This is a genomic window from Paenibacillus ginsengarvi, from assembly GCF_003626695.1.
GTDB lineage: Bacteria > Bacillota > Bacilli > Paenibacillales > NBRC-103111 > Paenibacillus_AB > Paenibacillus_AB ginsengarvi.
This window is the reverse complement of the sequence record NZ_RBAH01000006.1, coordinates 112,440-136,649: the sequence shown is the minus strand read 5'-3', so window position 1 is coordinate 136,649 and position 24,210 is coordinate 112,440. Positions and strand designations below refer to the sequence as shown.

Below are 24,210 nucleotides of genomic sequence, written 5' to 3'. Positions count from 1 at the left end.
GGACACGACAGATTCGGAGGTCTGACCATGAAACTTAGCAACAGCCGGCGGATCCTTGCACTCCTCGTCCTGATGCTTGCCGCCTCGGCTCTTCTGCCGCTGGCCGCATTCGCGGAAGTGCCTTACTGGACGAACTCGAAAGAGAAGCAAGGACGCCTTATATGGACACAGCCAGCTTATACGCCTGAAGGAATTTTTGGCAAAGATCTGGCGATTCCCGACAAAGATAAGCCCGGTGAATTGAAATCTTCGCCGCTGCAAAACCCGAAAGATTTGTTCGTCGATAAAAACGACCATATTTATGTAGCCGACACCGGCAACAGCCGGATCGTCGAATTTAGTCCGGCCGGCGAATTTATCCGTTTCATCGCCCCGGATAAAGAGGCTATGAAGGGACTCGCGTTTAACAAGCCGGAGGGCGTGTTCGTAACCGACAACCTTGATATTTACGTAGCCGACACCGGCAACAAACGGGTTGTCCGTCTCGACAAAGACGGCAAATTCATCCAAGCTTACGGCAAGCCGGAATCGAAATATATTCCGGAATCGTTCAAGTACGACCCGACGAGACTTGTCGTCGACAAACGCGGATTTCTGTATATCGCCGTGCTCGGCGGTTACCAAGGTCTGCTCCAGCTCGATCCGGACGGCGAGTTCCAAAGCTTCTACGGCGCGAACAAGACGATCTTCTCTCCTCTTGACGCGATGAAGCGGCTGCTGTACACGAAACAAATGTACGCGAACGAAATCAGCAAGCTGCCGGGCGCCATCAGCAGCGTCGCCGTTGACCACGACGGGTTCATGTACACGACGACGGCCGGCCAAGGGATCAAGAACGAGCAGATCAAAAAGCTCAGTATCAAAGGTCTCAACTTGATGGAAGACAAAGTGTTCGGCGAAGTAAGACGGATGGAGATCAAATTCGCTACCGGCGGTCAAGTGACGCCGCAGCTGATCGATATCGCGATCGACTCGAACGGCAACATGACGGCGATCGACTCTTCTTACAAATATATTAACCAGTACGATGCCAATGGCAATCTGCTGTTTTTCTGGGCCGGCCCGTCATCGGCCAACACGACTCAGCTCGGACTGATGAAAAACCCGGTTGCCGTAGACGCCAACTCTCGCAACGATCTGTTCCTGCTCGACGGTCAGGAAGGCGTCATCCAGCTGTTCCGCTTGTCCGAATTCGGCAACAAAGTAAACGAAGCGAACAAGCTGACGCTGCAAGGCCGCTACGAGGAGAGCGAATCGCACTGGCGCGAGGTGCTGCGCCTGAACGCCAACTTTGCGCCGGCCGTCCTCGGTCTTGCAAAGGCGGCATACAAGCAGGGCAACTACGAGGAAGCGCTCGAGCTGTTCAAGCGTGGAGACGACCATAAAGGCTACTCCGACGCGTTCTGGCAAATTCGTTTGAAATGGTTCCAGAAAAACTTCTCGCTCTTCGCTTCTTCTCTCGTTATTTTGGTCATCTTGTACTTCGTGCTCGAAAAAGCAACGCGCAAAACGAAATGGCGCAAAGCATGGCGGGCCCGGAAACGCTCGACGAACCAATTTATCGTACAGTTCAAGCATATGTTCTACATGCTGAAGCGTCCGATCGACGGCTTTACCGCCCTGCGTTTCGAGTCGAAAGGCGGTTACCGCGGCGCCTTGATCCTGCTCGTGCTTGCCGCAACGTCGCTGATCGTACTGAAGCTGTTCACAAGCTTCTCCTTTAATATGGTCGACATCCGCCGGGTCAATCTGATCGGACTGCTCATCCAATACGCGCTCGTATGGCTCGGCTGGGTCGTCGCCAATTATCTGGTCAGCTCGATCTACCGCGGCGAAGGCCGTTTCAAGGACGTATTCGTCGGCAGCGCTTATGCGCTGATCCCGCTTATCCTGGTCGGCATTCCGCTGGCTATTATCTCGAACGGAATGACGCTGTCGGAGCAAGCGATTTACGACTTCCTCCAAAACGTGCTGTATGTTTGGACCGGCTTGATGATTTTCTGGAAAATTCAAGCGCTGCAAAACTATACCGTCGGCGAAACGATCATGAATATTTTCCTTACGCTGGTCGCGTTTGCGACGCTTGCCATCCTGGCGCTCGTCATCATCGGTCTCAGCAGCGACTTGAAAGACTTTATTTATGAGGTGTATCAGGAGGTGAGGATGCGATGAAGAAGCTGCTCAAGCGAGTACCGATTAAAGTTTGGGTATGGTCCGTGCTGATCATCGCCCTGCTTCTGTTCGTCATCACCCGTCTCGATATCAGTTCGCTTGATCGCGGGACCGCTGCTGCGGCCCAGCAAGCGAACGTAGGCGCACTCAAGGTCGAAAAAGGCCTCAAGGAGCTGCCGCAGGAAGAAGACTTCAAAACGGTGGCCCAAAACGGGCAGCTGGAGCTGAAGCTCGACGCCAAAACAGGCCATTTCAACGTCACCGACAAACGAAACGGCAACGTATGGAGATCGTATCCGGAGCCTGAGGACTGGCTTACGGAAACTCAGGAAGGCTCTTGGAGAAACCATCTTCGCTCCCCCGTCATGCTTCGTTATATCGACTTGACGGGCAAAGTTACTCAGCCGAAAGAAACCAACCTGCTCGAGGAGCAAGGTAAAATCATCGACGTATCGAACATCGACGGTGGCTTCAAGCTGACGTTTGATATGCCGTCCAAGCAATTTACGATTCCGATCGAGGTTAAGCTGGAAGGCGACTCCGTCGTCACGAAAATTATCGATTCCGGCGTCAAGGAAGGCAGCCTCAGCCTGATCTGGATTCGGCTGTATCCGTTCTTCGGTGCGGCCCATTCGAACGGCCAGGAAGGGTATCTGTTCATTCCGGACGGTTCCGGCGCTTTAATTCCGTACAGCCAGCACAACACGAACGTGAACCGGATTTACCAGGAGCCGGTCTACGGCACCGATGCATCGTTCAAGGCCAATGACGAGCCGCAGTCCCGGAGCCCGATACAAATTCCCGTATTCGGCGCCAAATCCGGAGACAAAGGCTTCCTCACGGTCATCGAGGACGGCGCGGAGCTTTCCGACGTAGTCGCTTCGCCATCCGGCGTGTTCAGTAACTACAACTGGATTACAGCTCAGCAAAACTACCGTTCCACTTATAGACAAGTAACGAACGAACAGAAGGGCCGCTTCTTCACTACCTACAACAAGACAGACCGCTTCTCGGGCAACCGCGCCGTTCGTTATATTATGCTGGACAAACCGAAGGCGAACTATGTCGGCATGGCCGAGAGGTACCGCCAATATTTGATGGATGCGCAAAAAATGCAGGTAGTCAAGCCGAAAAATTCCTCGAAGCTGCCGATGGCGATTAATATTGTCGGCGCGGAACGGCAAAACGGACTGATTACCGACGCCTACTTGAAGGCCACGACGACGGCGGACGCCATGAAGATCGTACAACGGCTGTACGGCGCTGGCATCGACAATATGACCGTCAACTATATGGGCTGGGCGGAAGGCGGCTACAGCGATCTGGGAGCTCCGCTGCCGGTCGACAGCAGGCTGGGCGGCGCCAAAGGGATGAAACAGTTCGTCCAGTTCGCCCATACGTACGATATCCCGGTATATCTCGACACGAACTACATGTTCAACAATTTGAGTGCGGCCAGCTTTAATCGGCGAGTAAACGGTCTTCGCGACCTGGGCGGCACAGTTCTGAAAAAGAACCAAACGATCGTCAGCCTCGGTTACCTGGATAAAGTATTCGATAAAGACATTCCGTATTTCAAAAGCCTCGGCGTCGACGGCGTTTCGCTCGGAACGATCGGCTTCAATCCGGAAGGTCTCGGCCGCACGGTCAACAGCGACTTCAATACGAACTTCCCGGTTTCCCGCGAGGACGCCCGGAAGAAGCAGCAAGAGCTGATTCAGCGATTCAAGGATGCATCGCTGGATGTTAGAGGATCGAAGTCTAGCAGCTTCTCGTTCCCGTACCTGAGCACAATAGATAAGCTTATCGACGATTATTCGTACGACTCGTTCTCGGAAACGTCGATTCCGTTCGTCCAGATCGCGCTGCACGGACTGGTCAACTACACATCGCAGTATATTAACGAACGCCAAGAATATCAGAAGCAATTTTTGCGCGACCTGGAGTACGGCTCTTCCCCGTCGTTCATCTTCATTGCGGACAACGCCGAAGATTTCAAGAACGCCGACGAGCTCCATCTGTACAGCCCGGATTACCGTGGATGGGAGACGGAAGCGGTCCAGCAATATCAAAAAATGAACGAAGCGCTCGGCGACGTGCAGAACCAATTCATCGTAAACCATCGTACGCTGGCGACCGATGTAAAAGAAACAACGTACGCAAACGGCAAGCGCATTATCGTCAATTACGGCAACACGACCTATTCGAGCGGAGGCGTTACCGTCAGACCGCTTGATTATCAGATCGTGAAAGGAGGAACGACACGGTGACGACCAAAAAAAGGAGGCTGTCGGGCCAAACAATCCGCAAAGTGGAAGGAACGCTCTTTATCGCCCCGTGGGCCATCGGATTTTTGGCGTTTATGTTGTTCCCGCTCGGTTATTCGCTCTACATGAGCTTTCATCAAGTGCGGATTCTGGGTACCGGAATCGAGATTACGCCTGTCGGTCTGAAGCATTATAAGTACATCATGCTCGAGAACGCCGCGATCCTGTACAATCAGCTGTTCCCGTTTCTGCGGCAGTCGCTCATTATGCTCCCGATCATCTTGATCTTCTCTTTGCTCGTGGCGATCATGCTGAACCAGAAGTTTGCAGGACGCGCTCTGTTCCGCTCGATTTTCTTCCTGCCCGTTATTTTCACAACCGGGCAGGTCGTGCGGGAATTCATGAACCAGGGCGAAGGCGATCTCGGCTTCATCTCGCGGTATAATGTTACGTCTCTCGTATCAACGAACTTGTCGGCCACATGGGCCAGTCCGATCATTACCGTCATGGGCTCGTTCGTCCTGATTCTCTGGTATTCCGGGGTGCAGATTCTGATCTTCCTTGCCGGACGGCAAACGATCGGTATTTCCGTTTACGAGGCGGCGAGAATCGACGGCGCGACGCCATGGGAAGTATTCTGGAAAATTACGCTTCCCGGCATGACGCCTTTTATCCTGCTGAACCTGATTTATACGACGGTCGACCTGTTCACGTTCCCGACGAACCCGATATTAACACAGGTCAACAGCAGCAACTATGGCCAATCAAGCGCTTTGGCGTGGATCTACTTTATCATTATCCTCGTCTTCCTTGGGCTCGTGCTATGGGTGTTCCAAAGAGTTCAGAAGGCGTCCAGCCTCGGTGCCCGATAGTCACGATAAGCTTCTGTACGCATCTCGCCAATCACCTAATGCCGGGCTTTACCAGATGGGAGAGCCCGGCAACCCTACGAAGCGAGCTTTTGCCAAGGTAAAAGCTTTTAGGAGGATAACCTGTGACACGACTGATAACAGCTTTAAAAACAAAGCGTATCGACAGGTTCGACTGGAGAGCGGGACTTACCAAAACCCGCTATGTGGTTCTAGGGAAAGAAGCGGATAAAGGACTTCTGTTCCGCGCCTTCATCTACTTGATCCTGATCGATGTAGCCTACATCTACTTGAACCCGATCCTGTTCATGATCACGACAATGGTCAAGAACTCGACCGACCTGCTCGATCCAGCTGTAAGCTGGGTACCGCGTGCGGTTTATACAGGCGTCTTGCAGGACGCCTGGACGAAGCTGAAGTATCCTAGCTCCTTTACGATCAGTATGGTCCTATCGCTAACGATAGCGATCTTGCAGACCGTCTCCTGCGCAGTTGCCGGTTATGCGTTTGCGAGACTCGAATTTCCGTTTAAGAAAACGTTATTCTTTTGCCTGATCCTGACATTTATCGTTCCGACTCAAGTTATCATTTTGCCTAACCTGATCGCGGCGAGCCAGCTCGGCCTGATGAAGACGTATATTCCGATCGTCGTTCCCGCTCTGTTCGGCCACGGGCTGAAGGGCGCCCTGTTCGTCATCATTTACCGCCAGTTTTTCTCGACACAGCCGAAAGAGCTGGAGGAAGCGGCCAAAATCGACGGCGCCAACGTATTCCGGATTTTTTACAAAGTTATGCTGCCGCTCGCTAAGCCCGCTATTCTCGTCGTTTTCCTGTTCTCGTTCGTTTGGACATGGAACGACTATTACTTGCCAAGCATGTATTTGAACGGCGTTAAGGAAGTTCCGCTGTCGATGGGGATTTCGCAAATATCCGCCGTGCTTACGCAGCAAGCCGCCGAATTCGGGCCTTCGATATTCGACGAGCCGCTGAAGATGGCTTCCTCGTTCCTCATCATCATGCCGCCGCTGGTGCTCTACATGTTTGCACAGCGCTGGTTCGTTGAAGGCGTTGAACGTACAGGTTTGGTTGAGTAGTCGAAACGTTTTATGAGCGGCGGGAGGATTTTATCCTCCCGCCGTTGAATTTTTTTTAGGACCCCCACAAATAATTTGAGGGACCCCGATTGGGAATGGAGGAAGTCCGGTTGCACATTCTGATAGTCGAAGACGAACCGAAAATCCGTGACGTACTCATCGCTTATTTTGAGAAGGAAGGGTGGAAAACCGACTTCACCTCGAACGGCATCGAAGCCGTCCAAAAATTCGATTACCACCAGCACGATCTCATTATTCTCGATTTAATGCTCGAAGGGCTGCCCGGCGAGGAAGTATGCTCCCGAATCCGCGAGAAATCGAACGTGCCAATCATCATGGTCACCTCCAAATCGCGCGAAATCGATACGATCAACGGACTGAATCTGGGAGCCGACGACTATATCGTTAAGCCGTTCCGCGCCAAAGAGCTCATAGCCCGCATCTACGCGCTGTTTCGCCGCATAGCGCCGGCTAGGCGAGAGCACAACGAAGAGCATATCATCAGCTTTTACGGCGGCAAGCTCATAGTCGATACGGAGTCGAGGGAAGTGACAACCGACGGCCGGCTGGCGCCGCTTACGGCAACCGAATTCAAGCTGCTATCCGTCCTAATCCGCAAACCGAACAAGGTATACAGCCGAGCCGACCTGTCCTATACCGTGCAAGGTTATCGCTTCCAAGGCGACGGCCGGGCGATTGATGCCCATGTGAAAAACCTTCGCAAAAAAATCGAGCCCGACCCCGGCAACCCGCTGTACATCGTGACCGTTGTCGGTACCGGTTACAAATTTTCGATGCAGCCGGACGAGCCCTAACGATGAATAAACTAGCCTCCTATTTCCGGAAGATGAGCATTATTTTGTTCGTCAGCCTGCTGATCTATTCCGTCGTTTTCGTCCTCCTGATCTCGCTTATCAACAATACGAACTGGCAATATTTGTTTTATCGCTTCAACGACACCCAGCTCGAAAAAAACGGCTATCTCATGATGGACGACATGCGCAACCACAACATCGTTCGCGGGCCGTTAAGCGAGGAAGAGCGTCACTGGATACAGCGCAGAGCTGCCTTGTACGGCATTTTGCTTCGCTATGAAAGCCGTGACCGCAAAGAAATTTGGTTCGATACGTTCTCCCGATCGGGCGTGCAGGCTTCCTCCAAAGCCGTCGAGATCGCCTACTCCGCCGGCGGCGAAACGTACGGCTACTTGAAGATGGAATATATATTAAGCAATACCGAGCTTGAACCGGCTTATGCGGAATTTATGAAATCGATCCAGTTTCGCTCCAAAATTATACTGATCGGCGTCGTTGCCGCCTCCGTCCTGTTCAGCTTCGTCATCGCCCGCGGACTGTCGAAACATCTGAACGAAGTATATCGGATCGCGACTCAGATCGGCAAAGGAAAACGGGACGTCATGCTTCCGCTCAAAGGACCGGAGGAAGTGCGAAGGCTCGCCTCCACCTTGAACGAAATGACGAAGGAGCTGAAGAAGCAGGAGGATTGGCGTCATAACTTGATGGAAGATTTAACGCACGAGCTGCGGACGCCGCTGACTACGCTGCTAACCCAGATCGAAGCGATCATTGACGGTGTCTATGAGGCCGATCCCCAGCGGCTGCAAGATATATACGACGAATTGATTCGTTTGTCCCGGCTTGTCAACGACCTGGAGAGATTGTCCGAAGCCGAGAGCGCTCGCTTCTCGCTGCTCGTGCGCCGGACGAATATGGTGGAGCTCGCAAGAGCCGTCTACTCCAACTTCCTTCCGCTCGCCCGCAGTAAAAGTATCCGGCTTACGTTCGAGCCGGCTTACGTGCCCTGCTACGCCGAGGTGGACCGGGACAAAATCGTTCAGGTGCTCTCCAACATCGTCTCGAATGCGATCAAATATACGCCCGAAGGCGGCAAGGTGCATATTCGCGTATCGTATAATGTCGAATGGACCGTCATCCGCTGCGAAGATAACGGAATCGGCGTCAGCGAAAGCGACCTGCCGTATATTTTCAACCGGCTGTACCGGGCTGACAAATCCCGCTCCCGCTTCAGCGGCGGCGTCGGTCTCGGCCTCAGCATCGCCAAGGCGCTCGTGGAAGCGCACAACGGCACCGTTACGGCGGAGAGCGAGCTCGGCGTAGGTTCCACCTTCACGATCACGCTGCCGATTTTATTCGATTATTCCGAAGACGAGCCGTTCCGACCACGAATGCCGGATGTTTCGTCTGAATGAATACCCCCGCAAAGGTACTGCCGCGTTATAAGCCGGCAGTACCTTTTGTCGTTATGACAGAAGCTTTTCCGTTTTCGACACGTTTCGCGTTATTTTTCATGACATAAAATTAACTTATATGAACGATTACAAGAAATTAATTGTTCTATAGCTTGTTTTTGTGTTACAATCCATAACACGACTATTATCGGATATAACCATCAAAGGAGAGTGACTGCGGATGAGATGGAAATTGCTCGCATTGGACTTGGACGGTACGCTTCTGGATCAGAACGGGGACGTTTCGGAGGAGAATGCGGCCTCCGTTCGCGAGGCGCATGCTTCCGGTACACACGTCGTTCTCGTGAGCGGACGCCATCACATTCGCATCATGCCGATCCTTGACAGGCTGGGTATCCATGTGCCGATCATCTCGACGAACGGCTGCGAAATCTGGTCGGCGAGCGGCCGCTTGCTCGATCGCCGGGTGCTTCCGTGGAAAGATGTCGAGACGGTTCATCTACTAGCCTTTCAGCATCACGTTCATTACCGCGCCTATTGCGCCGAAGGCGTCTTTGATTCTGAGCAGCGGAACCATCTCGCGCAGATGGATTACAGCTGGCTCAAGGTGCTGCTGAAGTCGGGCGACGACAGCAGTCTATCGGTCGCATACGAGCGGCTGCTCGCTACGGGCCGGCTGGAGTTGACCGTGTACGGCTCGCTCGGCGAGCCTCGGCAAATCGACGTACAGCCGAAAGGGACGGGTAAAGCCGACGCTTTAAGCAAGCTGTGCCGGATGCTGGACATTCGCCGGGAGGAAGTCGTCGCCATCGGGGACGACCGCAACGATATCGGGATGCTTCGTTTTGCCGGGCTTGGCATCGCTATGGCCAACGCGCCCGAGGACGTAAGAGCCGCAGCGGACGAAATCGCCCCGCATTATCTCGACTCCGGCGTTGGCCGTACGATTGCTCGGCTTATGCGAAGCGCGACGGCTTGATGATGGCTTTCAAAAGGAAAGCGACCTCCAATCTTATAGACAAAAAGACGCAGTTCAGACGAAACGAATCGTCTGCCGCGTCTTTTTTCGTTTTCAGTCAGCGCTTAAGGTAGCAAAACGTAAAAAGCTAAAGCCAACAGCACAGCCGCCACCCCTCCGGCCAGCGAACCGGCCACATTGACGGCATCATTGTTCCAGCCGGCATAGCCGCGAATACGTGCGGCTGTGCGGCCGCAGTGCCGCTTCTGCTCGATCTCCCGACCGCAGACGGAGCAGCGGTACATCGTCTGCACCGTAGCACCTAGCAGCGAATCCGCCAGCGAGCCGATCGTGCCGCTGACGAGGCCGAGAACGGCCCATGTCGCCAGCCGGGTCCATCCGGATGACCCGGCCGCCGTCCCTGCAACCGGATCGGGCTGCCCGGGTATGGCCGTAAACAGCAGCCAGCCAATCAGGCCGATGAACAAACCGCCCGCCATCGATGCGGCCAAACCAACCGCGGACACCCCGCCCGACGTCCCGGCCGGAACATGTTTGCCGCTCAGGATCGATCTAGGCCGCGACCGGCTCAAACCTCCGATTTCCGTCGCCCACGTATCGCTCGTTACCGACGCCATCACGCCGAGGAACGCATACCACCATAACGGATGCTGCCACAAGGCGCCCGCCACGCACAGCAGCAGCGCCAAGCCGCCGTTTGCCGCCACTTGGCCGGCATCGCGCCGACCCGATTTCTCGTAGCTGCTCTCCGCCGCCTCCTTCGCCTTCCGCTTCCATCTGGACAGCAGCGTCGACGATATAAAAAAGGCGATCAGCGTCCCAAACCATACCGCGCTGCCGAAGCCGTACAAAACTGTGCCAAGCAGTACCGCCGCGGCGAAGCCGGAGCCGGACAGCGACCTTTTCGCATAAGCCGCCCCGGCAATGACCAGGCTTCCCGCCAAACCGATCAACCATTCCATCTAATAAGCCCTCCCGCTCGAAGTAACAGCTGTCAGCATCCATCATACACGTCCCGGCACGGCAAGCGCCAGTACAAAATCCGTCCCGCCCCCAGGCTTGTCCAAATGCGGAATACACACTAGTGCCGCAGAAGCTCTCTCTCGAACAGACTGGCGCTGAAACGCTTACGGTCTACCCGCCCGACATAACGAAGTCCGGCGCCTCTATAATACACGTTCAACCGCTCGTTGTCGGCCATACAGTCCAGCCGCAGCCAACGCTTCCCGCGCTCGCGGATATAGTCCGCCGCCCAGTCCAGCAGTTCGCCTCCGATCCCGCGCCCTCCGTAGGAACGGGCTACGACGAGTCTGTGAACATACCCCGCTTCGCCGTCGTCCCTCTCTCCCCCACTACCGTTTCCAAAAGCTTGAAAAAGAGTATGAGCTTTGGCGTCTCTTCTGTCAAGAGGTCCGGGCCCTACAGGATTTTGTTGGTATGACAGCAGGAACATCGGGAGCGAATATGGAATACAGTTAGTTAGGCGAATCGGACTAACGGGGTGAACCTTTTGCACGAATACGATATCGAAAAAACTCGAATGAAGACGGATCTCGAGCCGGAAGAGCTGCTCGCCGTCATTCTCGACTATACGGCCAAAATTGCCGCCCAGCGCAGCCTCGACAAAATATTGTCGCTAATGGCCGATATGGGCAAGCAAATCGTCGTCGCCGACCGGTGCACTTTGTGGCTGCTCGATGAGCAAAAAGGCGAGTTATGGTCCAAGGTGGCGCACGGCGTGAAGGAGCTGCGCATTCCTCTGGGCGCCGGCTTGGCCGGACAGGCCGTCATGACCGGGGAAGCGATATTCATCGACGACGCCTATACGAATACCGAGTATCGCGACGTATTAGCAACAGGCGCTATGCAAACCGACAAGCAAACCGGCTACCGCACAAAGGCGCTTATGGTCATCCCGTTCCGCAACAACGAAGGCGATGTAATCGGCTGTTACCAAGCCGTCAACAAAATGACCGCCAGCGAAGTGTTCTCGGCGCGCGATCTGCGCAACCTGTCGCTCGCCGCATCTTATTCCGGCAAATCGATCGAAGCGGCCTGGCTCGTACAGGAGATCGAAGAAACGCAGCGCGAAATTATTTTTACAATGGGCGAAATCGGCGAAAGCCGTTCGAAGGAAACCGGCAACCATGTGAAACGGGTGGCCGAATACTCTTATATTCTAGCGCTCGCGCTTGGCCTGCCCCGGACGGAAGCGGAGGTGCTCCGCATGGCATCGCCGATGCACGATATAGGCAAAGTCGCGATTCCCGACTCGGTGCTGAAAAAGCCGGGCAAGCTGACCGACGAAGAGTTCGATACGATGAAAACCCATACCGCGATCGGATACAGCCTGCTCAAAAACTCGAAGCGGCGCATTCTGAAAACGGCCGCGATCGTCGCCGAGCAGCATCATGAAAAATGGAATGGCAAAGGTTATCCGCACGGCCTGAAGGGCGAGGAGATTCATATTTACGGGCGGATTACGGCCATCGCCGATGTATTCGATGCGCTTGCCAGCGACCGGGTGTACAAAAAGGCGTGGGAGCTTGACCGCATTCTCGACCTGCTCAAGGAAGAACGCGCCGAGCATTTTGATCCGAAGATAGTCGACGTATTTTTCGAGCAGCTTCCTGCCATTCTAAAAGTAAAGGACGAGTTCGCGGATACCGAGCTAAGCTAACCTTTTACATACAGCAGCAGCAAAACCCGCCGTATCTGCCGATGCGTGCGGGTTTGCTTTCTTCTCGCCGGACCGGACCTAATCGCCTATTCCTTGAGCGATCCGACCATAGCGCCCTTGACGAAGTATTTCTGGAGGAACGGATACACGATCAGAATCGGCGCGGTCGCGAACAGCGTGATGCCGGCCTTCAGCATTTCCGGCGTAAGCATGGTCGCCACCTCCGTCGTATTCGCCATCGAATTCGCCTGCTCTTCGACGACAAGATTGCGGAGCAGCACCTGAAGCGGCAGCAAATCTTTGCTGCGGATAAAGATCAGCGCCCCGAAGTACGAGTTCCACTGGCCGACCGCATGGAACAAAGCGATCGTCGCAATAACGGGAGCCGAGAGCGGAATCGCGATTCTCGTGAAGCTGCCCAGCTCGCTGCAGCCGTCGATTTTGGAGGCGTCGAACATTTCGCTCGAGATGCCCTGGAAAAACGTCTTCATGATAATGACGTTAAAGGCGCTGAGCGCTCCCGGAATCATAAGCGCCCATAGCGTATTTTCCATCCCCAGCGTGCGAACGAGCAAATAGTTCGGAATAAGCGGCGCGGAAAAAACGAACGTTACGATAATGCCGCGCAGCACCCACTTCTTCCCTACCATTTGCGGACGCGACAGCGGATATGCCATCGACGCCGTAAAAGCGAGCGCGATCAGCGTTCCGAACACCGTGATGACGAGACTGTTGCGCATCGAAGTCCATATATTTTGCATGCCGAAAATCGTTTTGTATACTTCGATGTTGAAGCCTTTCGGCCAAAACGTGACGAGCTTCGCCTCGGTGTAAAATTGCGAGCTGAACGAAACGGCCGCCAAATGCACGATCGGGGCGATCATCGTTAAACATAAGATGATGAAGCCCGCGCCGTTAATCCACGAAAACCAGTCCTGCCTTCTGTGCAGCGGCATCGGTCATTCCCCCTTAATAGATGCTTTCACCGGTCGTTTTGCGACTGAGCGTATTAAGCCCGACAACGAGCAGCAGACCGACCAGCGATTTGAATATGCCGATCGCCGTCGTGAGGCTAAACTGCGCTCCCAGCAAGCCGACGCGATAGACGTACGTATCGATCACTTCACCGACATCCCGCACGAGCGGATTCAGCATGATCAGCACCTGCTCGACGTTAGAATCGAGCACATGCCCGACACGGAGCAGGAAGAGGACCACGATCGCCGGCATGAGCGAGGGCAGCGTAATCGACCACATTTGGCGGAACCGTCCAGCTCCGTCCACCATGGCTGCTTCATACAAGTTCGGGTTGATGCCGGACAGGGCGGCCAAATAAATAATCATGCCCCAGCCCATTTCCTTCCATATGCCAACCGAGACGAGAATGCCCCGGAAATATTCGGGCTGCGTCAAAAAATCGATGGAACCAATGCCAAACCAGCCAAGAATCGTATTCAAAAAGCCTTTGGTTGAAAGCAAATTAATAAAAATACTGCCGACGATAACCCAGGACAAAAAATGCGGGAGATAAAGCAGTGTTTGAACCGGTTTCTTGAACCACGATTTACGTATTTCGTTTAGCAGCAGCGCCAGCACGAGCGGCGCCGGGAAGCCGAAAACAATCGAGTACAGGCTGAGCACCAGCGTATTGCGCAAAATATTGTAAAACTCGGCGTACGTAAACATGTTGGCGAAATGCTGGAACCCGACCCACGGGCTGTCCATGATGCCGGAGAAGATGCTGTAATCCTGAAAGGCGATTACATTCCCGAACATCGGAACGTAGCGGAAAATAAGGAAATGCAAAATGCCGGGAGCAGCAAGCAGCCAGAGCAGCAGCGCGTCGCGGGACGTTATTTTTTTGATCATGTGCATCCTCGTCCTTCCGACGGGAACGTGCCTGCGCCGGCCGGAGACGGCCCCGGCGCGGCGCAGAACGTTCGCGCATCATTTTTTGTTAAACTTGTTGTACCAGTCTGTTGCTTCCTTGATCGCTTCATCGCCGCCGCGACGCTTCCACTCTGCTACGAACTTGTCAAACGAAGAATCGACGTCTTCCTTGCCGGTAACGACCTTCGCGAACATATCGAGGAACAGTGTGCCCGCTCCCGTGCCGATTGCCAGCTCCGGATGCGTCTTCAGGCTTGCGAGCGAAGGCATATGCAGCGCGTCGTTTTTGATCAGGTTTTTCTTCGCGATCTGGACGCCGCCCTTGATCGCTTGCGCGTTCGGGGAAACATCGAGCACCTTGTCGAGCATCCGGCCGTCGCCGCGAGGGTTAAGCGAGAGCTGGTAGAAGATGTTGGCGTCGTTATCCTTGTTGGCCGGCTCGTTCGCATCCCACACCGGCTTGCCGCCCTCAACTTTGTAGTTGTAATCTTTGATGCCCATCGCGAAGAAGTCGTCCGCTTCGTCGGACCAAGCCCAGTTCAAAAACTTGATGACGTCTTCGGCTTTTTTGTTTTTGGTCGGCACGACCCAGACGAAGTAAATTTGATCGCCTTGCGCGGCAATGCCTTTGCCCTTTGCCGTTTCCGGCGCTTCAAGCATCGAAAGCTTGACGTTTTTCTCGACGAAATTGGCCGTGTTCCAGTCCGAGTTGTAGTTCGTCACATCGTGAATCCAAGCGCCGCCTTTGCCCTGCTTGATGCCGGCAACCCAGTCGGCGCCTTTGTTCGTGAACAGGTTCTGGTTAATGTAGTTATTGTCGTACAGCGTTTTCCAGAACTTGATGGCATCCTTCATCTCCGGCTGGATCATCCCCGGCTGAAGCTGACCGTTTTTCAAATACCACATATTCGGATCGTAGCCGAAATTGGAGAAGAACAAGTTCGAATAAATAAGATTTTCCCTGACGTACAAGCCATACTCGTCGTTCAAGTCGCCATTGCCGTTCATATCCTGCTTTTTGACCGCTTCAAAAAACTTCAAGTAGTCGTCCGGCGTTTTCGGCTGCTGCATACCTAACTTGTCGAGCCAGTCCTGACGTATATAAACGACGCGCGTCGCCGGAAGCGCAGCCAAAGCCGGGATGGCGTATATTTTGCCGTTTTTGCTTACTTTCGGGCTGCTCCACGCTTCGGCCGGAATTTTCTTTTTCAGGTTCGGCCCGTATTTGTCGATAAGCGGCGTCAAATCCTCGAATACGCCTTTGTCGACCGCGCCGGGATGCATCGTCGAATCGATGCTGTCGGTACGGATCATATCCGGCAGCTCGCCGGAGGCGAAGCGAACCGTCATCTGCTGGGTGAAGTCGTCGCCGTGGCCCAGAAATTCGTATTTCGCATTATACCCGGATTGCTTCGACAGCTCTTTTACGTAACGATCGTCGTCCTTCGCCTGCATGGCGTATTTGGCGTTCGAGTGCGAGAGTAAAATGCTCAAGTTTTTCGGCGCAGCTTGACCGCCCCCGTTAGCGGCGCTTTTGTCTTCCTTGCCCCCGCATCCGGCAAGTGCTGTAGCCGCGACGAGCGATACCGCAAATACCGATGCCACCGTTTTTTTCGTCCTGTTCATGAAACACGCTCCTTCTATTTTTGTAGAGCCTGACGAGAAGCCCCGGAGGTAAGCCCCCTGTGATCTTTATTTTGTAATCGCTTGCATGATCGTGCAATGCTCCTTTATTTGGATCGGCCATCGTAAATAATGATAAATAAAACAACAAACAATGATTAATCCGATCCACCCGCACAAAAACGGCAAAAACCCGCCGCACGTTGGGCGTAATGGAAACATCGCCAGTTCAGAGCTGCAGAAGATCTGGATGCCGGGGCGACTCACGATTACGCTGCCCGCGCGAGCGGGAATTAGGCACAAAATGGAAATGCGGCTTGAAAACGAAAGGAACAATCAGCCGGAAGCTTGCCGTTTCTCCTTGCGGAATTCGCCGGGCGGTACGCCGCTCCATTGTTTGAACACACGATTGAAGTTTTGTACGCTCGCATAGCCGATTTTGTCGGCAATATCCTTGATCGGCATATCGGTATGCTCGAGCCATTCCTTCGCTTTGTTCATGCGCAGCCCGAGCACATATTCGCTGAAATTGAGACCGGCTTCATCCTTGAACAATTTGCTGAGATAAGAGACGGACAAGCTGAAATGGTCGGCCGCCTTTTGCAGCGTCATGTCTTCGTCCAGATGATGCCGGACATAGCTCATCACTTCCCGTATCGTCTTCGTCTGCTTCGATACCGATTCGGCGGCCAGATGCGCCTTGATCGCCGGAAACAGCTCGTCCGTAAGCCACTTCTCCAGCTCGGGCAGCGACCTCAGCCCGTGCAGTTTGCGGTATACGTCGATCCCGGCGGCCTGCCGGATGTCGCAGCCGGTCTGCTGAAGCATGTAGTCGAGCTCTCCGAGCATGTAGGAGAACAGCCCTCTTGCCGTTTCCGGCGTAATTTGCGCGAAGCGCAGCTCCTGTACGAGCTGTTCCAGCAGTCCGCGCGAATCGTCCATATTGCCGTGGAGCACGTGATGAACGATCATTTTCTGCGTTTCGCCCGTCTCCCGGCTCAGCCGCATCAGCCCTTCGTCCGCCTGGTCGGCGGCGATCGTCCGGTCTTCGCCGAGAATGAACCGATGGCCAAGCAACGCGACCGCTTCCTCGTAGCCTTTCCCGATCGCCGTAAACGATCGCAGCGGGGAACCTATCGCCACGCTGATCGCAAAGCGGAAATATTCGCGCACATGCCGCCTTGCATCGTCCGCCATCCGTTTGAGTGACGCAGCCGCCTCCTCATCCGCGGCGTTCATCCCGATCAGCAGAACGACCTGCCCGGTTTTCGGCGTAAAGCCGGCGCAAAACGGAACGCCGTGGAACGTCTCCTCGAGCATCTTAAGCAGTGCATAATGGATGAGCGACCGATCTTTCTCGCGGTACGTGCTGTCAAAGACAGGAATATCGTCCGCCTCGGCGACGCATACGTACACATATTCGCCCTGAAGCGCCATACCCGCGTGCTCGGCGGCGATGTTCAGCTCCCGCTCGGTCAGCTCGCCCCGCAGCAGATGCTGGAAAACCCCTTGGCGCAAATACGGAAACTGCTCGTTCAGCCGGTTATGCAGCTGCCGGTTCGTATCCGCGAGCTGCTCCACGTAAGCGCCGATGTCGGCCAAACCGTCTCCGCGGCCCCTCTCCTGACGCTGTCGGGGAACAAGGCGCTCGCTGAGCCGCTGAATCGGCACATACATCCGGCGCGAGCCGAAGGTGGCCAGCAGCGTCCACAACCCTACCAGCACGCAAACGACAATCCATGTCGTTAGCCGGATTCGGTCGGACTGGGCCGTAAGCTCCTTCACGCTCGTAAGCGCAATATACGTCCAATTATTTGCGGACGACTTCTCCCTATATACTTTATATTCCTGCCCGCCTATCGTCAGGTTGCCCGGGCCTTCCTCAGGATTGCCGTCCTTGGCCTGCTGGATGATCGTTTGCAGCGGCTTGCCCATCTCGCTGTAATTCGAGCTGATGACGATCCGGTTCTGCTCGTCCGCAACCATGACCCGCGTGCCGTAGCTGTGCTCCATAGAGCCGACGAAGCGGAGTATATCGTTCGGACTCACATGCAGCACGAGCACGCCGTCGGTGTAGGCCGACCCGATCGGGACGGGCCGGAACAGCAGCAAATCCGGCTGGTCGTCGAACGTTCCCGGGGGCACGACTACCGCTTCGTTTTCCACCGGGTTCATTTTCTCCAGAATGGTGAGCAGACGCATCCCGGCCAGCTCCTGAGCGCTGAATTTGTTGGAATAAGCGAATCCGTTATATTTTTTGTACAGAAGCGAGACGTTAAAGTCGACGGGCGATGTGCTGCGAATACGCCGAATGGTCTCGTTCATATCGAGCATCGCCGTTAAATTTTCGATGCCGGGCCCTTCCCGGACCGACTTTTCGACGGAGATGTTGGTGGCGATAAAAATCGAGTTCGTGTGGATGCTCTTCATGAACTGATTGAGCTGCACCTGCATCTGGTTCAGCATGTACAGATGATTCTGGTCGACTTCCTGCTGGATGCTGCGGGTAGCGATGTACGAAGATAACAGGCCGACGGTAAGCACCGGCATAATGCTGAGGAGAAGGGAATACAGAAGAAGCTTACGCCGAAACGGCAGCTTAGCAAAACGGCCGATTGTTCTGTTTCTCACGTCTGCATCTTCCTCTCCTGTTCGTGATGTTGGGGTGCTGGCCCCTTAGCTAGAAATCGAGATTTAATTTGAAAGCGATTACAATGTTGTTGTGTTCATTCTTGCCTGTACTTAAGCTGTATTCATTATACAGGCACCAGGCGTAAACGTCCAATTTAAATCGCTGCACGGAAAAAGCGAAAGCGGCCGCATGACACCCCTCATGCGAACCGCTCTGTCTTACTTGGAAACTTTAGACGGCCGACCCCGGACCGTGTTACACGAGCCGGATCACCGCTTCGCCCCAAGTTTCGCCGCCGAATTGCAGCTCAAACTTGTCGCCGTCCCGAATCGGCCCTACACCCGCCGGCGTTCCCGTAAAGATCAAATCCCCGGGACCGATGCCGTAGTGCTCGGCGCAATAGTCGATAATCGTTTGGATGCTGAATATCATCTCGTTACTATTTCCTTGCTGGGCGACGGCTCCGTTTTTCAACAAGCCGAAGCTTTCGCGTCCCAGCGCCTCCGTGCCGGGGAACGGCCGGAAGGCGGTAATCGGGGCAGAACGGCGGAACCCTTTGGCCGCGAGCCACGGATACCCTTTTTTCTTCAGCTCGCTCTGCACGTCGCGGAGCGTAAGGTCGAGTCCCAGAGCGACGCCGTCGATCAAGTCGTCGGCGCTTTTGCCCGGCTCGTACGTTTGACCGATCCGGATCACGACCTCGGTCTCGTAATGCACCTCCCCCTGTGATCCAGGCACCTCGATAACGGAGCCGTCCAGTTGGACGAGCGAGTAGATCGGTTTTGTGAACAGCATCGGCTGCTCCGGTACGGCGTTGCCGAGCTCGGCAGCATGCAGCCCGTAATTGCGTCCTACGCAGTATATGTTGCGAATCGAGTCAAAGCTTCCCATGTTGATCTTCCCCTCGTTTACGTTTATGTGGTGCCGCTTGCTCTGCGGATCAGCGCTGCTTTGCCTTCACCGTTCCGTCCGGACCGATCTCGGCCTGAAACGAGATGCCGGTCAGCCGCTTGAACAGCTTCGCGGCCGCATCTTCCGGCATCGGCTCGGGATTGGCAAGCTTGCTCAGCACCGGAACCGTTTTGAGCGCGCAGCCACCGTCCTTGGAGCAGGACGCCTGTAAAATGACCGTTTCCCACGTAACCGGATTTTCGTTCATCGTAAATATAAAGTTCCCCAAACTGTATGCAATCCATTTGCCTTTATATTGTTCGAAGCCTTGCAGCACATGCGGATGGCCTCCTACGATCAGATCGGCCCCGGCATCAATATATTCACGGGCGAATTCGCGCTGGTATTTCTCGGGCTGGTCCTGCTGCTCGATTCCCCAATGCGCGACGACAACGACGAGGTCGGCCTCTTTCTTCGCATTCCGAATCGCCTCGAGCGGCACTTTGAGCGCATACGTATCGGCCACGCCCGGGCGATCCGTCCCCGCTTTCCATTCCTGAGTAGGCACCACCTTGCTGAGTCCGAGAAAGGCGATCTTGATCCCTTTTTTCTCGACAATAACAGGCTTGAACGCTTCAGACGCGTTATGCCCCGCTCCGAACCAGCGAATGCCGTTTTTGTCCAGATGATCGAACGTATCGAGAAGTCCGACCGTTCCGTAGTCGAGGATATGGTTGTTCGCGAGGTTGACGAGATCGATTCCCGCTTCTTTGAAGGCGGGCAGCGCCTGCGGCGATGAGCGGTACGCATAATCCTTAATCTGCTTCGTTCCCCGCTCGGTAATCGGCGTCTCCAGATTGGCGATCGTCAGATCGGCGTTTTCCAGATAGGAGCGAACTTGCCGATATGGATAATCGAAGCCGTTCGCTTTCAGCGCCGTAGCGACATTGTCGGCGAAGATGACATCTCCGACAAACGTAAGCTGGACCTGGTTCGGATCGTCCGTCCCGCTCTTGCTTGCCGATTCGTCGGCCGGGGGCGTCGTTCCGCCGTTCCCGGAGCTGCCGGTCGAGCTGCCCTGCTCCGTGCCGGCCGGCTTGCCGGCGCCTGACGTTCCTGGTTCGCTGCCGCCAGCTCCGGCCGGGTTTGACGTCCCGCTGCCGGACGTCCCGCCGGGGCTCTGGGCTTCTCCGGCTCCGGGCTTGTCCTCGGTTCCGGGTGAACCGCCCTGTGGATCGCTTTTGCCGCCGCTCTCTCCGCCGCCTTGCCCCGCTGTTTGCTTCGGGCCAACGTCCGCAGGCGCAGCGCCATCTTTTCCCGTCCCGTTATACGTAAGCCATAACACGAACACTAGCGTGAAAAACGCGATCGCAAGCACCGAGGCGGCCAGGCGGCGTTTCTGCTTTTGTTTGGACCGGTTGCGCTTGCGAGAGTAACTTTCCTTTCGCGATGAATGCTCCATTTCGACTCCTTTACTGCTTTTCTATGAATCTATTATAGCAGAAAATAAGGAGCTGCGGCTCAGCCCTCCGTACTACAAATAGCCCCACAAAGTGGAGCTTAGGCTTCAATGAGGGGGCTTCCCCAAAAGTATGCCGCCCAGACAACGGCGTTCCGCAGCTATAGCGGAACTTCTGCTTCCGTTATCGCTGTCTCAGCGGAACCGTCAGTTCCGTTATTGCCGCTTCTCGCCCCTGCTCAGCTTGCATAGAGGAAGCTGCACTTCCTTTATTGCTCCATAGACCCGGCTGCACTCGAACTACCGGCGGCTTTAACGGAACTTTTGCTTCCTTTATCGCCCGGGCCAGCGGCGTTTCGCCGGATATAGCGGAACTTTCTCTTCCGCTTCCCTGCCCTCGGCCCAGCTCCACTGAGCTTCAATCAAAACATCCGGCCGCTAATCGCGACCGGATGTTAGAAAAGGGCGCCGCAGTGCGGCCTGCCGGCTTACTTGCCGCCCGGACGGCGCGGTCGCGAGCCTCGGCCCGCGGGCTTGGGCGCATCGCTTCGGCTCCGGCCAAGGCCCGGGCTTGCGCCCCGGCCGCCGTCCCCTTTGCGGCCCGCCGCCGGCTTGGCCGGCCCTCGGCCCGCTCCGCCGCCGCGGTAAACGCCGCCTCCATCGCGTCCGGCCGGGCCGCTCCGCTTGCCGGATGCCGCCTCCCGCTCCCCGCTCCGCCGCGACGGACCGCTTTCCTGCCGGTAAGCGGTCCCTTTGCGCGCCAGCGTCTCCACGGGGGAGCGTTCGGCGGCGCTCCGGCCCTGCCAGCGCTGGCCCGGCCGTTCGCTCCGGCCGCTTCCCGCCGCCGGCTCCCGCTTCACGGGCGGCTCGCCGCCGTCCTCCCGCTCCTTCGGCATCGCGATCCGCTTCAGCGACGCTCCGATCGCCCGCTCGATTTCACGCACGTCCGCTTCATCCTTGGCGGCTGCAAACGTGACGGCCGTCCCGCGCTGGCCCGCCCGGCCCGTTCGTCCGATCCGGTGAATGTAACTTTCCGGATCTTGCGGGACGTCGTAATTGTACACATGCGTCACGCCTTCGACGTCGAGCCCTCGTGCGGCGACGTCGGTCGCCACGAGCAGCCGGATTTGGGCGGCGCGGAACCGGACCATGACCGCTTCCCGCTGTGCCTGCGTCAAATCGCCGTGCAACTCGTCGACGTTTAAGCCTTCGGCGGCGAGCGAAGCAGCCAGCTTTTTGGCGCGTATTTTCGTCCGGCAAAAAATGACGGCAAGATACGGCCGGTCGCGGGAGATCCGCTTCAGCAGGGCGTCCTTTCTCTGCCGATCCGTCGTTTCGACAACGAGCTGGAGAATATCGTCGAGCGTAATCCGCCTGCCCTGGACGCGGATATCCTCCGTCCTTCGCATATAACTTTCCGACAAAACGCGGACCGACTCCGGAAAGGTGGCGGAAAACAGCATCGTTTGCCGCTCGTCCGGCGTATGCCGGATCACTTCCTCGACTTCGGGGAGAAAGCCCATATGCAGCATTTGGTCGGCTTCATCCAGCACAAGCGCCGACAGCTGCGACAAATCGATCGTCCCCCGCCTCATATGATCGAGCAGCCGGCCCGGCGTGGCGATGACGAGATCGGGCGCCGTTCCCAGCTTGTGCGCTTGGGCGATCACATCTTGTCCGCCATACACGGACATCACCGTCGCCCCTGTCACCTCCGCCAGCTTATGGGCTTCGGAAGCGATCTGAATCGCCAGCTCGCGAGTAGGCGTCAGCACAAGAGCACGGACAGATCCGGTTCGCGGATACCTTCCGCCCAGCAGCGGCAGTAAAAACGCCAGCGTTTTGCCCGTGCCCGTCTGGGCCTGGACGATTACATCCCGTCCTTCCAGAGCAAGCGGAATCGTGCGCTCTTGAACCGGAGTCGGCACGGCTATGCCGGACAGGCGCAAATGTTCGCTCAACCGGTCCGGGACGCCGAGCGCAGTAAAAGTTGAACTCATCGTTTGATCCTCGTTTCAGATAAGCTTCGAATCGAAGCTTGCGGCCGCATTAACCGCATCGTTTTGGGAATGATGGTACTAGTATAGAGGAAAGGGCAGACGCCGTCCAATCGGAGCAGGACGCTTCAACAAAAGGCTTGACATCGTCACCGATATGATTTATCTTAATTTTAAGATATGTAAAATGGAGTGAGCCTGAATGCAAGAAACGAAAAACGAATCGCTGCATCTGTTCATCGTGCTGACCAGAGCGAGTCAATGGGTGAACGCCCACGCCGACCGTCATATTCGCAAGCTCGGATTAAACCGGACCGAGTTCGGCGTACTCGAGCTATTATATCATAAAGGACGTCAGCCGCTGCAGCAAATCGGCGATAAAATATTAATGACGAGCGGCAACATCACGTATGTCGTCGATAAGCTGGAGAAAAAAGAGCTCGTCGTGCGCGTAGGCGACCCGAACGACCGGCGAGTCTGGTATGCGGAAATAACGCCGAAGGGCGTCAAATTTATCGAAGACGTGTTTGCGGAGCATACCGCCGTAATCGAGGAAGCGCTTCGAGGACTCGATCAGGAGGAGAAAGAAACGGCGGTCCGGCTGCTCAAAAAACTGGGCAGAAGCGCGCAAAGCAGCTTCAAGGAGTAACGATAGGCCGCGCGGGCTGCCCGTTTAAGCGCGAATAAAGCGTGGTAAGAGAAGGGGAATAACGATGGAACGTTTTTTCGACCCGACCGCTCCGGGCACCTTTATCGCCTTTTCACCTCAGCACCTCATCGTATTATCGATCTTCGCCCTGTTAACCGTTCTTTTGTATGTATTTCGCGGCTATTTGCGCGATACGTCCGGAAGGCGCTACGTCCGTTACGTTCTGATCGCCGCGCTCGCCGCATCGGAGCTATCGCTCAATGTTTGGTACGTAGCCGAGGGGGTTTACGATCCGGCCGACTCGTTGCCGCTCGAGCTGTGCAGCATTTCTCTTTATTTGTGCATCTTCATGCTGCTGCTGCGCAGCGAACGATTGTTTCGGATCGCCTATTTCACCGGGATCGGCGGGGCGGTCCAGGCGCTGCTTACACCTGTGCTGTATTACGGCTTCCCCCACTTCGTGTTTTTCGAATTTTTCGCGGCGCATATCGCGATCATTTTGGCCGTGCTTTACATGGTGTGGGTGGAACGATTCCGGCCGACGCTGCGATCGGTTTTCGTTACGCTCGGCTTCCTGAACGCAATGCTCGTCTTAGTATTCATCGTCAACTCCATAACCGGCGGCAACTATATGTTCGTGGCCCGCAAGCCGGAAACGGCTTCGCCGCTCGATCTTCTCGGCCCTTATCCGTGGTATTTGCTTTCGATGGAAGCGGTGGCGCTTGTCGTGTTCCTGCTGCTGTACTTGCCGTTTTATAAGCGAAGAGCAGTCGGCTAA

19 protein-coding genes are annotated in these 24,210 nt (G+C 55.4%); 10 read left to right on the top strand and 9 right to left on the bottom strand.

Annotated features, from left to right (window positions below; all coding sequences use genetic code 11):
• Positions 1 to 27: 27 nt before the first annotated feature.
• The 7 genes from D7M11_RS10430 to D7M11_RS10400 all read left to right on the top strand — a co-directional run bounded on the left by D7M11_RS10430 (position 28) and on the right by D7M11_RS10400 (position 9,611).
• The gene (locus D7M11_RS10430) at positions 28 to 2,172 is read left to right on the top strand and encodes a tetratricopeptide repeat protein (protein ID WP_120747143.1); all 2,145 of its coding nucleotides are present in this window, start codon (positions 28 to 30) and stop codon (positions 2,170 to 2,172) included.
• Positions 2,169 to 4,442, top strand: a complete 2,274-nt coding sequence (locus D7M11_RS10425; protein ID WP_120747142.1) for a DUF5696 domain-containing protein — start codon at positions 2,169 to 2,171, stop codon at positions 4,440 to 4,442. The genes D7M11_RS10430 and D7M11_RS10425 overlap by 4 nt, the downstream gene beginning before the upstream one ends.
• Positions 4,439 to 5,311 (top strand): carbohydrate ABC transporter permease, encoded by an 873-nt coding sequence (locus D7M11_RS10420; protein ID WP_240041042.1) that lies wholly within the window; start codon positions 4,439 to 4,441, stop codon positions 5,309 to 5,311. Before D7M11_RS10425 ends, D7M11_RS10420 begins: the two co-directional genes overlap by 4 nt.
• A gap of 131 nt (positions 5,312 to 5,442) precedes the next feature.
• On the top strand, positions 5,443 to 6,402 hold the full coding sequence (locus tag D7M11_RS10415; RefSeq protein ID WP_120747292.1) for a carbohydrate ABC transporter permease: 960 nt from the start codon (positions 5,443 to 5,445) through the stop codon (positions 6,400 to 6,402).
• 110 nt (positions 6,403 to 6,512) lie between these two features.
• Positions 6,513 to 7,217 carry a response regulator transcription factor gene (locus D7M11_RS10410; RefSeq protein ID WP_193556160.1) on the top strand — a complete coding sequence of 235 codons (705 nt, stop codon included), beginning with the start codon at positions 6,513 to 6,515 and terminating at the stop codon, positions 7,215 to 7,217.
• A gap of 2 nt (positions 7,218 to 7,219) precedes the next feature.
• Positions 7,220 to 8,632 (top strand): sensor histidine kinase, encoded by a 1,413-nt coding sequence (locus tag D7M11_RS10405; protein WP_120747140.1) that lies wholly within the window; start codon positions 7,220 to 7,222, stop codon positions 8,630 to 8,632.
• Positions 8,633 to 8,852: 220 nt separating this feature from the next.
• Positions 8,853 to 9,611 (top strand): Cof-type HAD-IIB family hydrolase, encoded by a 759-nt coding sequence (locus D7M11_RS10400; RefSeq protein WP_120747139.1) that lies wholly within the window; start codon positions 8,853 to 8,855, stop codon positions 9,609 to 9,611.
• Between the two features lie 104 nt (positions 9,612 to 9,715).
• Here the strand turns inward: D7M11_RS10400 and D7M11_RS10395 are convergent, their stop codons facing one another.
• Both D7M11_RS10395 and D7M11_RS10390 read right to left on the bottom strand, forming a co-directional pair.
• Positions 9,716 to 10,573 carry a DUF92 domain-containing protein gene (locus D7M11_RS10395; protein WP_120747138.1) on the bottom strand — a complete coding sequence of 286 codons (858 nt, stop codon included), beginning with the start codon at positions 10,571 to 10,573 and terminating at the stop codon, positions 9,716 to 9,718.
• A gap of 119 nt (positions 10,574 to 10,692) precedes the next feature.
• Positions 10,693 to 11,064 carry a GNAT family N-acetyltransferase gene (locus D7M11_RS10390; protein ID WP_205127044.1) on the bottom strand — a complete coding sequence of 124 codons (372 nt, stop codon included), beginning with the start codon at positions 11,062 to 11,064 and terminating at the stop codon, positions 10,693 to 10,695.
• 87 nt (positions 11,065 to 11,151) lie between these two features.
• Here D7M11_RS10390 and D7M11_RS10385 point away from each other — a divergent pair, with 87 nt between their 5' ends.
• Positions 11,152 to 12,291 carry an HD domain-containing phosphohydrolase gene (locus D7M11_RS10385; protein WP_120747291.1) on the top strand — a complete coding sequence of 380 codons (1,140 nt, stop codon included), beginning with the start codon at positions 11,152 to 11,154 and terminating at the stop codon, positions 12,289 to 12,291.
• Between the two features lie 86 nt (positions 12,292 to 12,377).
• Here D7M11_RS10385 and D7M11_RS10380 read toward each other — a convergent pair whose 3' ends face one another.
• The 7 genes from D7M11_RS10380 to D7M11_RS10350 form a co-directional block, all read right to left on the bottom strand.
• Positions 12,378 to 13,247, bottom strand: coding sequence for a carbohydrate ABC transporter permease (locus tag D7M11_RS10380; protein ID WP_120747136.1), 870 nt, complete (start codon positions 13,245 to 13,247; stop codon positions 12,378 to 12,380).
• 13 nt (positions 13,248 to 13,260) lie between these two features.
• Positions 13,261 to 14,160, bottom strand: a complete 900-nt coding sequence (locus tag D7M11_RS10375) for an ABC transporter permease (RefSeq protein WP_120747135.1) — start codon at positions 14,158 to 14,160, stop codon at positions 13,261 to 13,263.
• Between the two features lie 78 nt (positions 14,161 to 14,238).
• On the bottom strand, positions 14,239 to 15,807 hold the full coding sequence (locus D7M11_RS10370; RefSeq protein ID WP_120747134.1) for a type 2 periplasmic-binding domain-containing protein: 1,569 nt from the start codon (positions 15,805 to 15,807) through the stop codon (positions 14,239 to 14,241).
• A gap of 333 nt (positions 15,808 to 16,140) precedes the next feature.
• A complete protein-coding gene (locus tag D7M11_RS10365; protein WP_120747133.1) occupies positions 16,141 to 18,435 on the bottom strand; it encodes a helix-turn-helix domain-containing protein in 2,295 nt (764 codons plus the stop codon).
• A gap of 256 nt (positions 18,436 to 18,691) precedes the next feature.
• Entirely contained in the window at positions 18,692 to 19,327 is a 636-nt protein-coding gene (locus D7M11_RS10360) for a fumarylacetoacetate hydrolase family protein (protein WP_120747132.1), read from the bottom strand.
• Between the two features lie 49 nt (positions 19,328 to 19,376).
• Positions 19,377 to 20,789 carry a CapA family protein gene (locus D7M11_RS10355; protein ID WP_120747131.1) on the bottom strand — a complete coding sequence of 471 codons (1,413 nt, stop codon included), beginning with the start codon at positions 20,787 to 20,789 and terminating at the stop codon, positions 19,377 to 19,379.
• Positions 20,790 to 21,274: 485 nt separating this feature from the next.
• Complete coding sequence (locus D7M11_RS10350; RefSeq protein WP_120747130.1) at positions 21,275 to 22,786, bottom strand: DEAD/DEAH box helicase; 1,512 nt, start codon at positions 22,784 to 22,786, stop codon at positions 21,275 to 21,277.
• 199 nt (positions 22,787 to 22,985) lie between these two features.
• Between D7M11_RS10350 and D7M11_RS10345 the strand changes: the two genes are divergently transcribed.
• Both D7M11_RS10345 and D7M11_RS10340 read left to right on the top strand, forming a co-directional pair.
• Entirely contained in the window at positions 22,986 to 23,432 is a 447-nt protein-coding gene (locus tag D7M11_RS10345; protein ID WP_120747129.1) for a MarR family winged helix-turn-helix transcriptional regulator, read from the top strand.
• Between the two features lie 64 nt (positions 23,433 to 23,496).
• Entirely contained in the window at positions 23,497 to 24,210 is a 714-nt protein-coding gene (locus D7M11_RS10340) for a YwaF family protein (RefSeq protein ID WP_120747128.1), read from the top strand.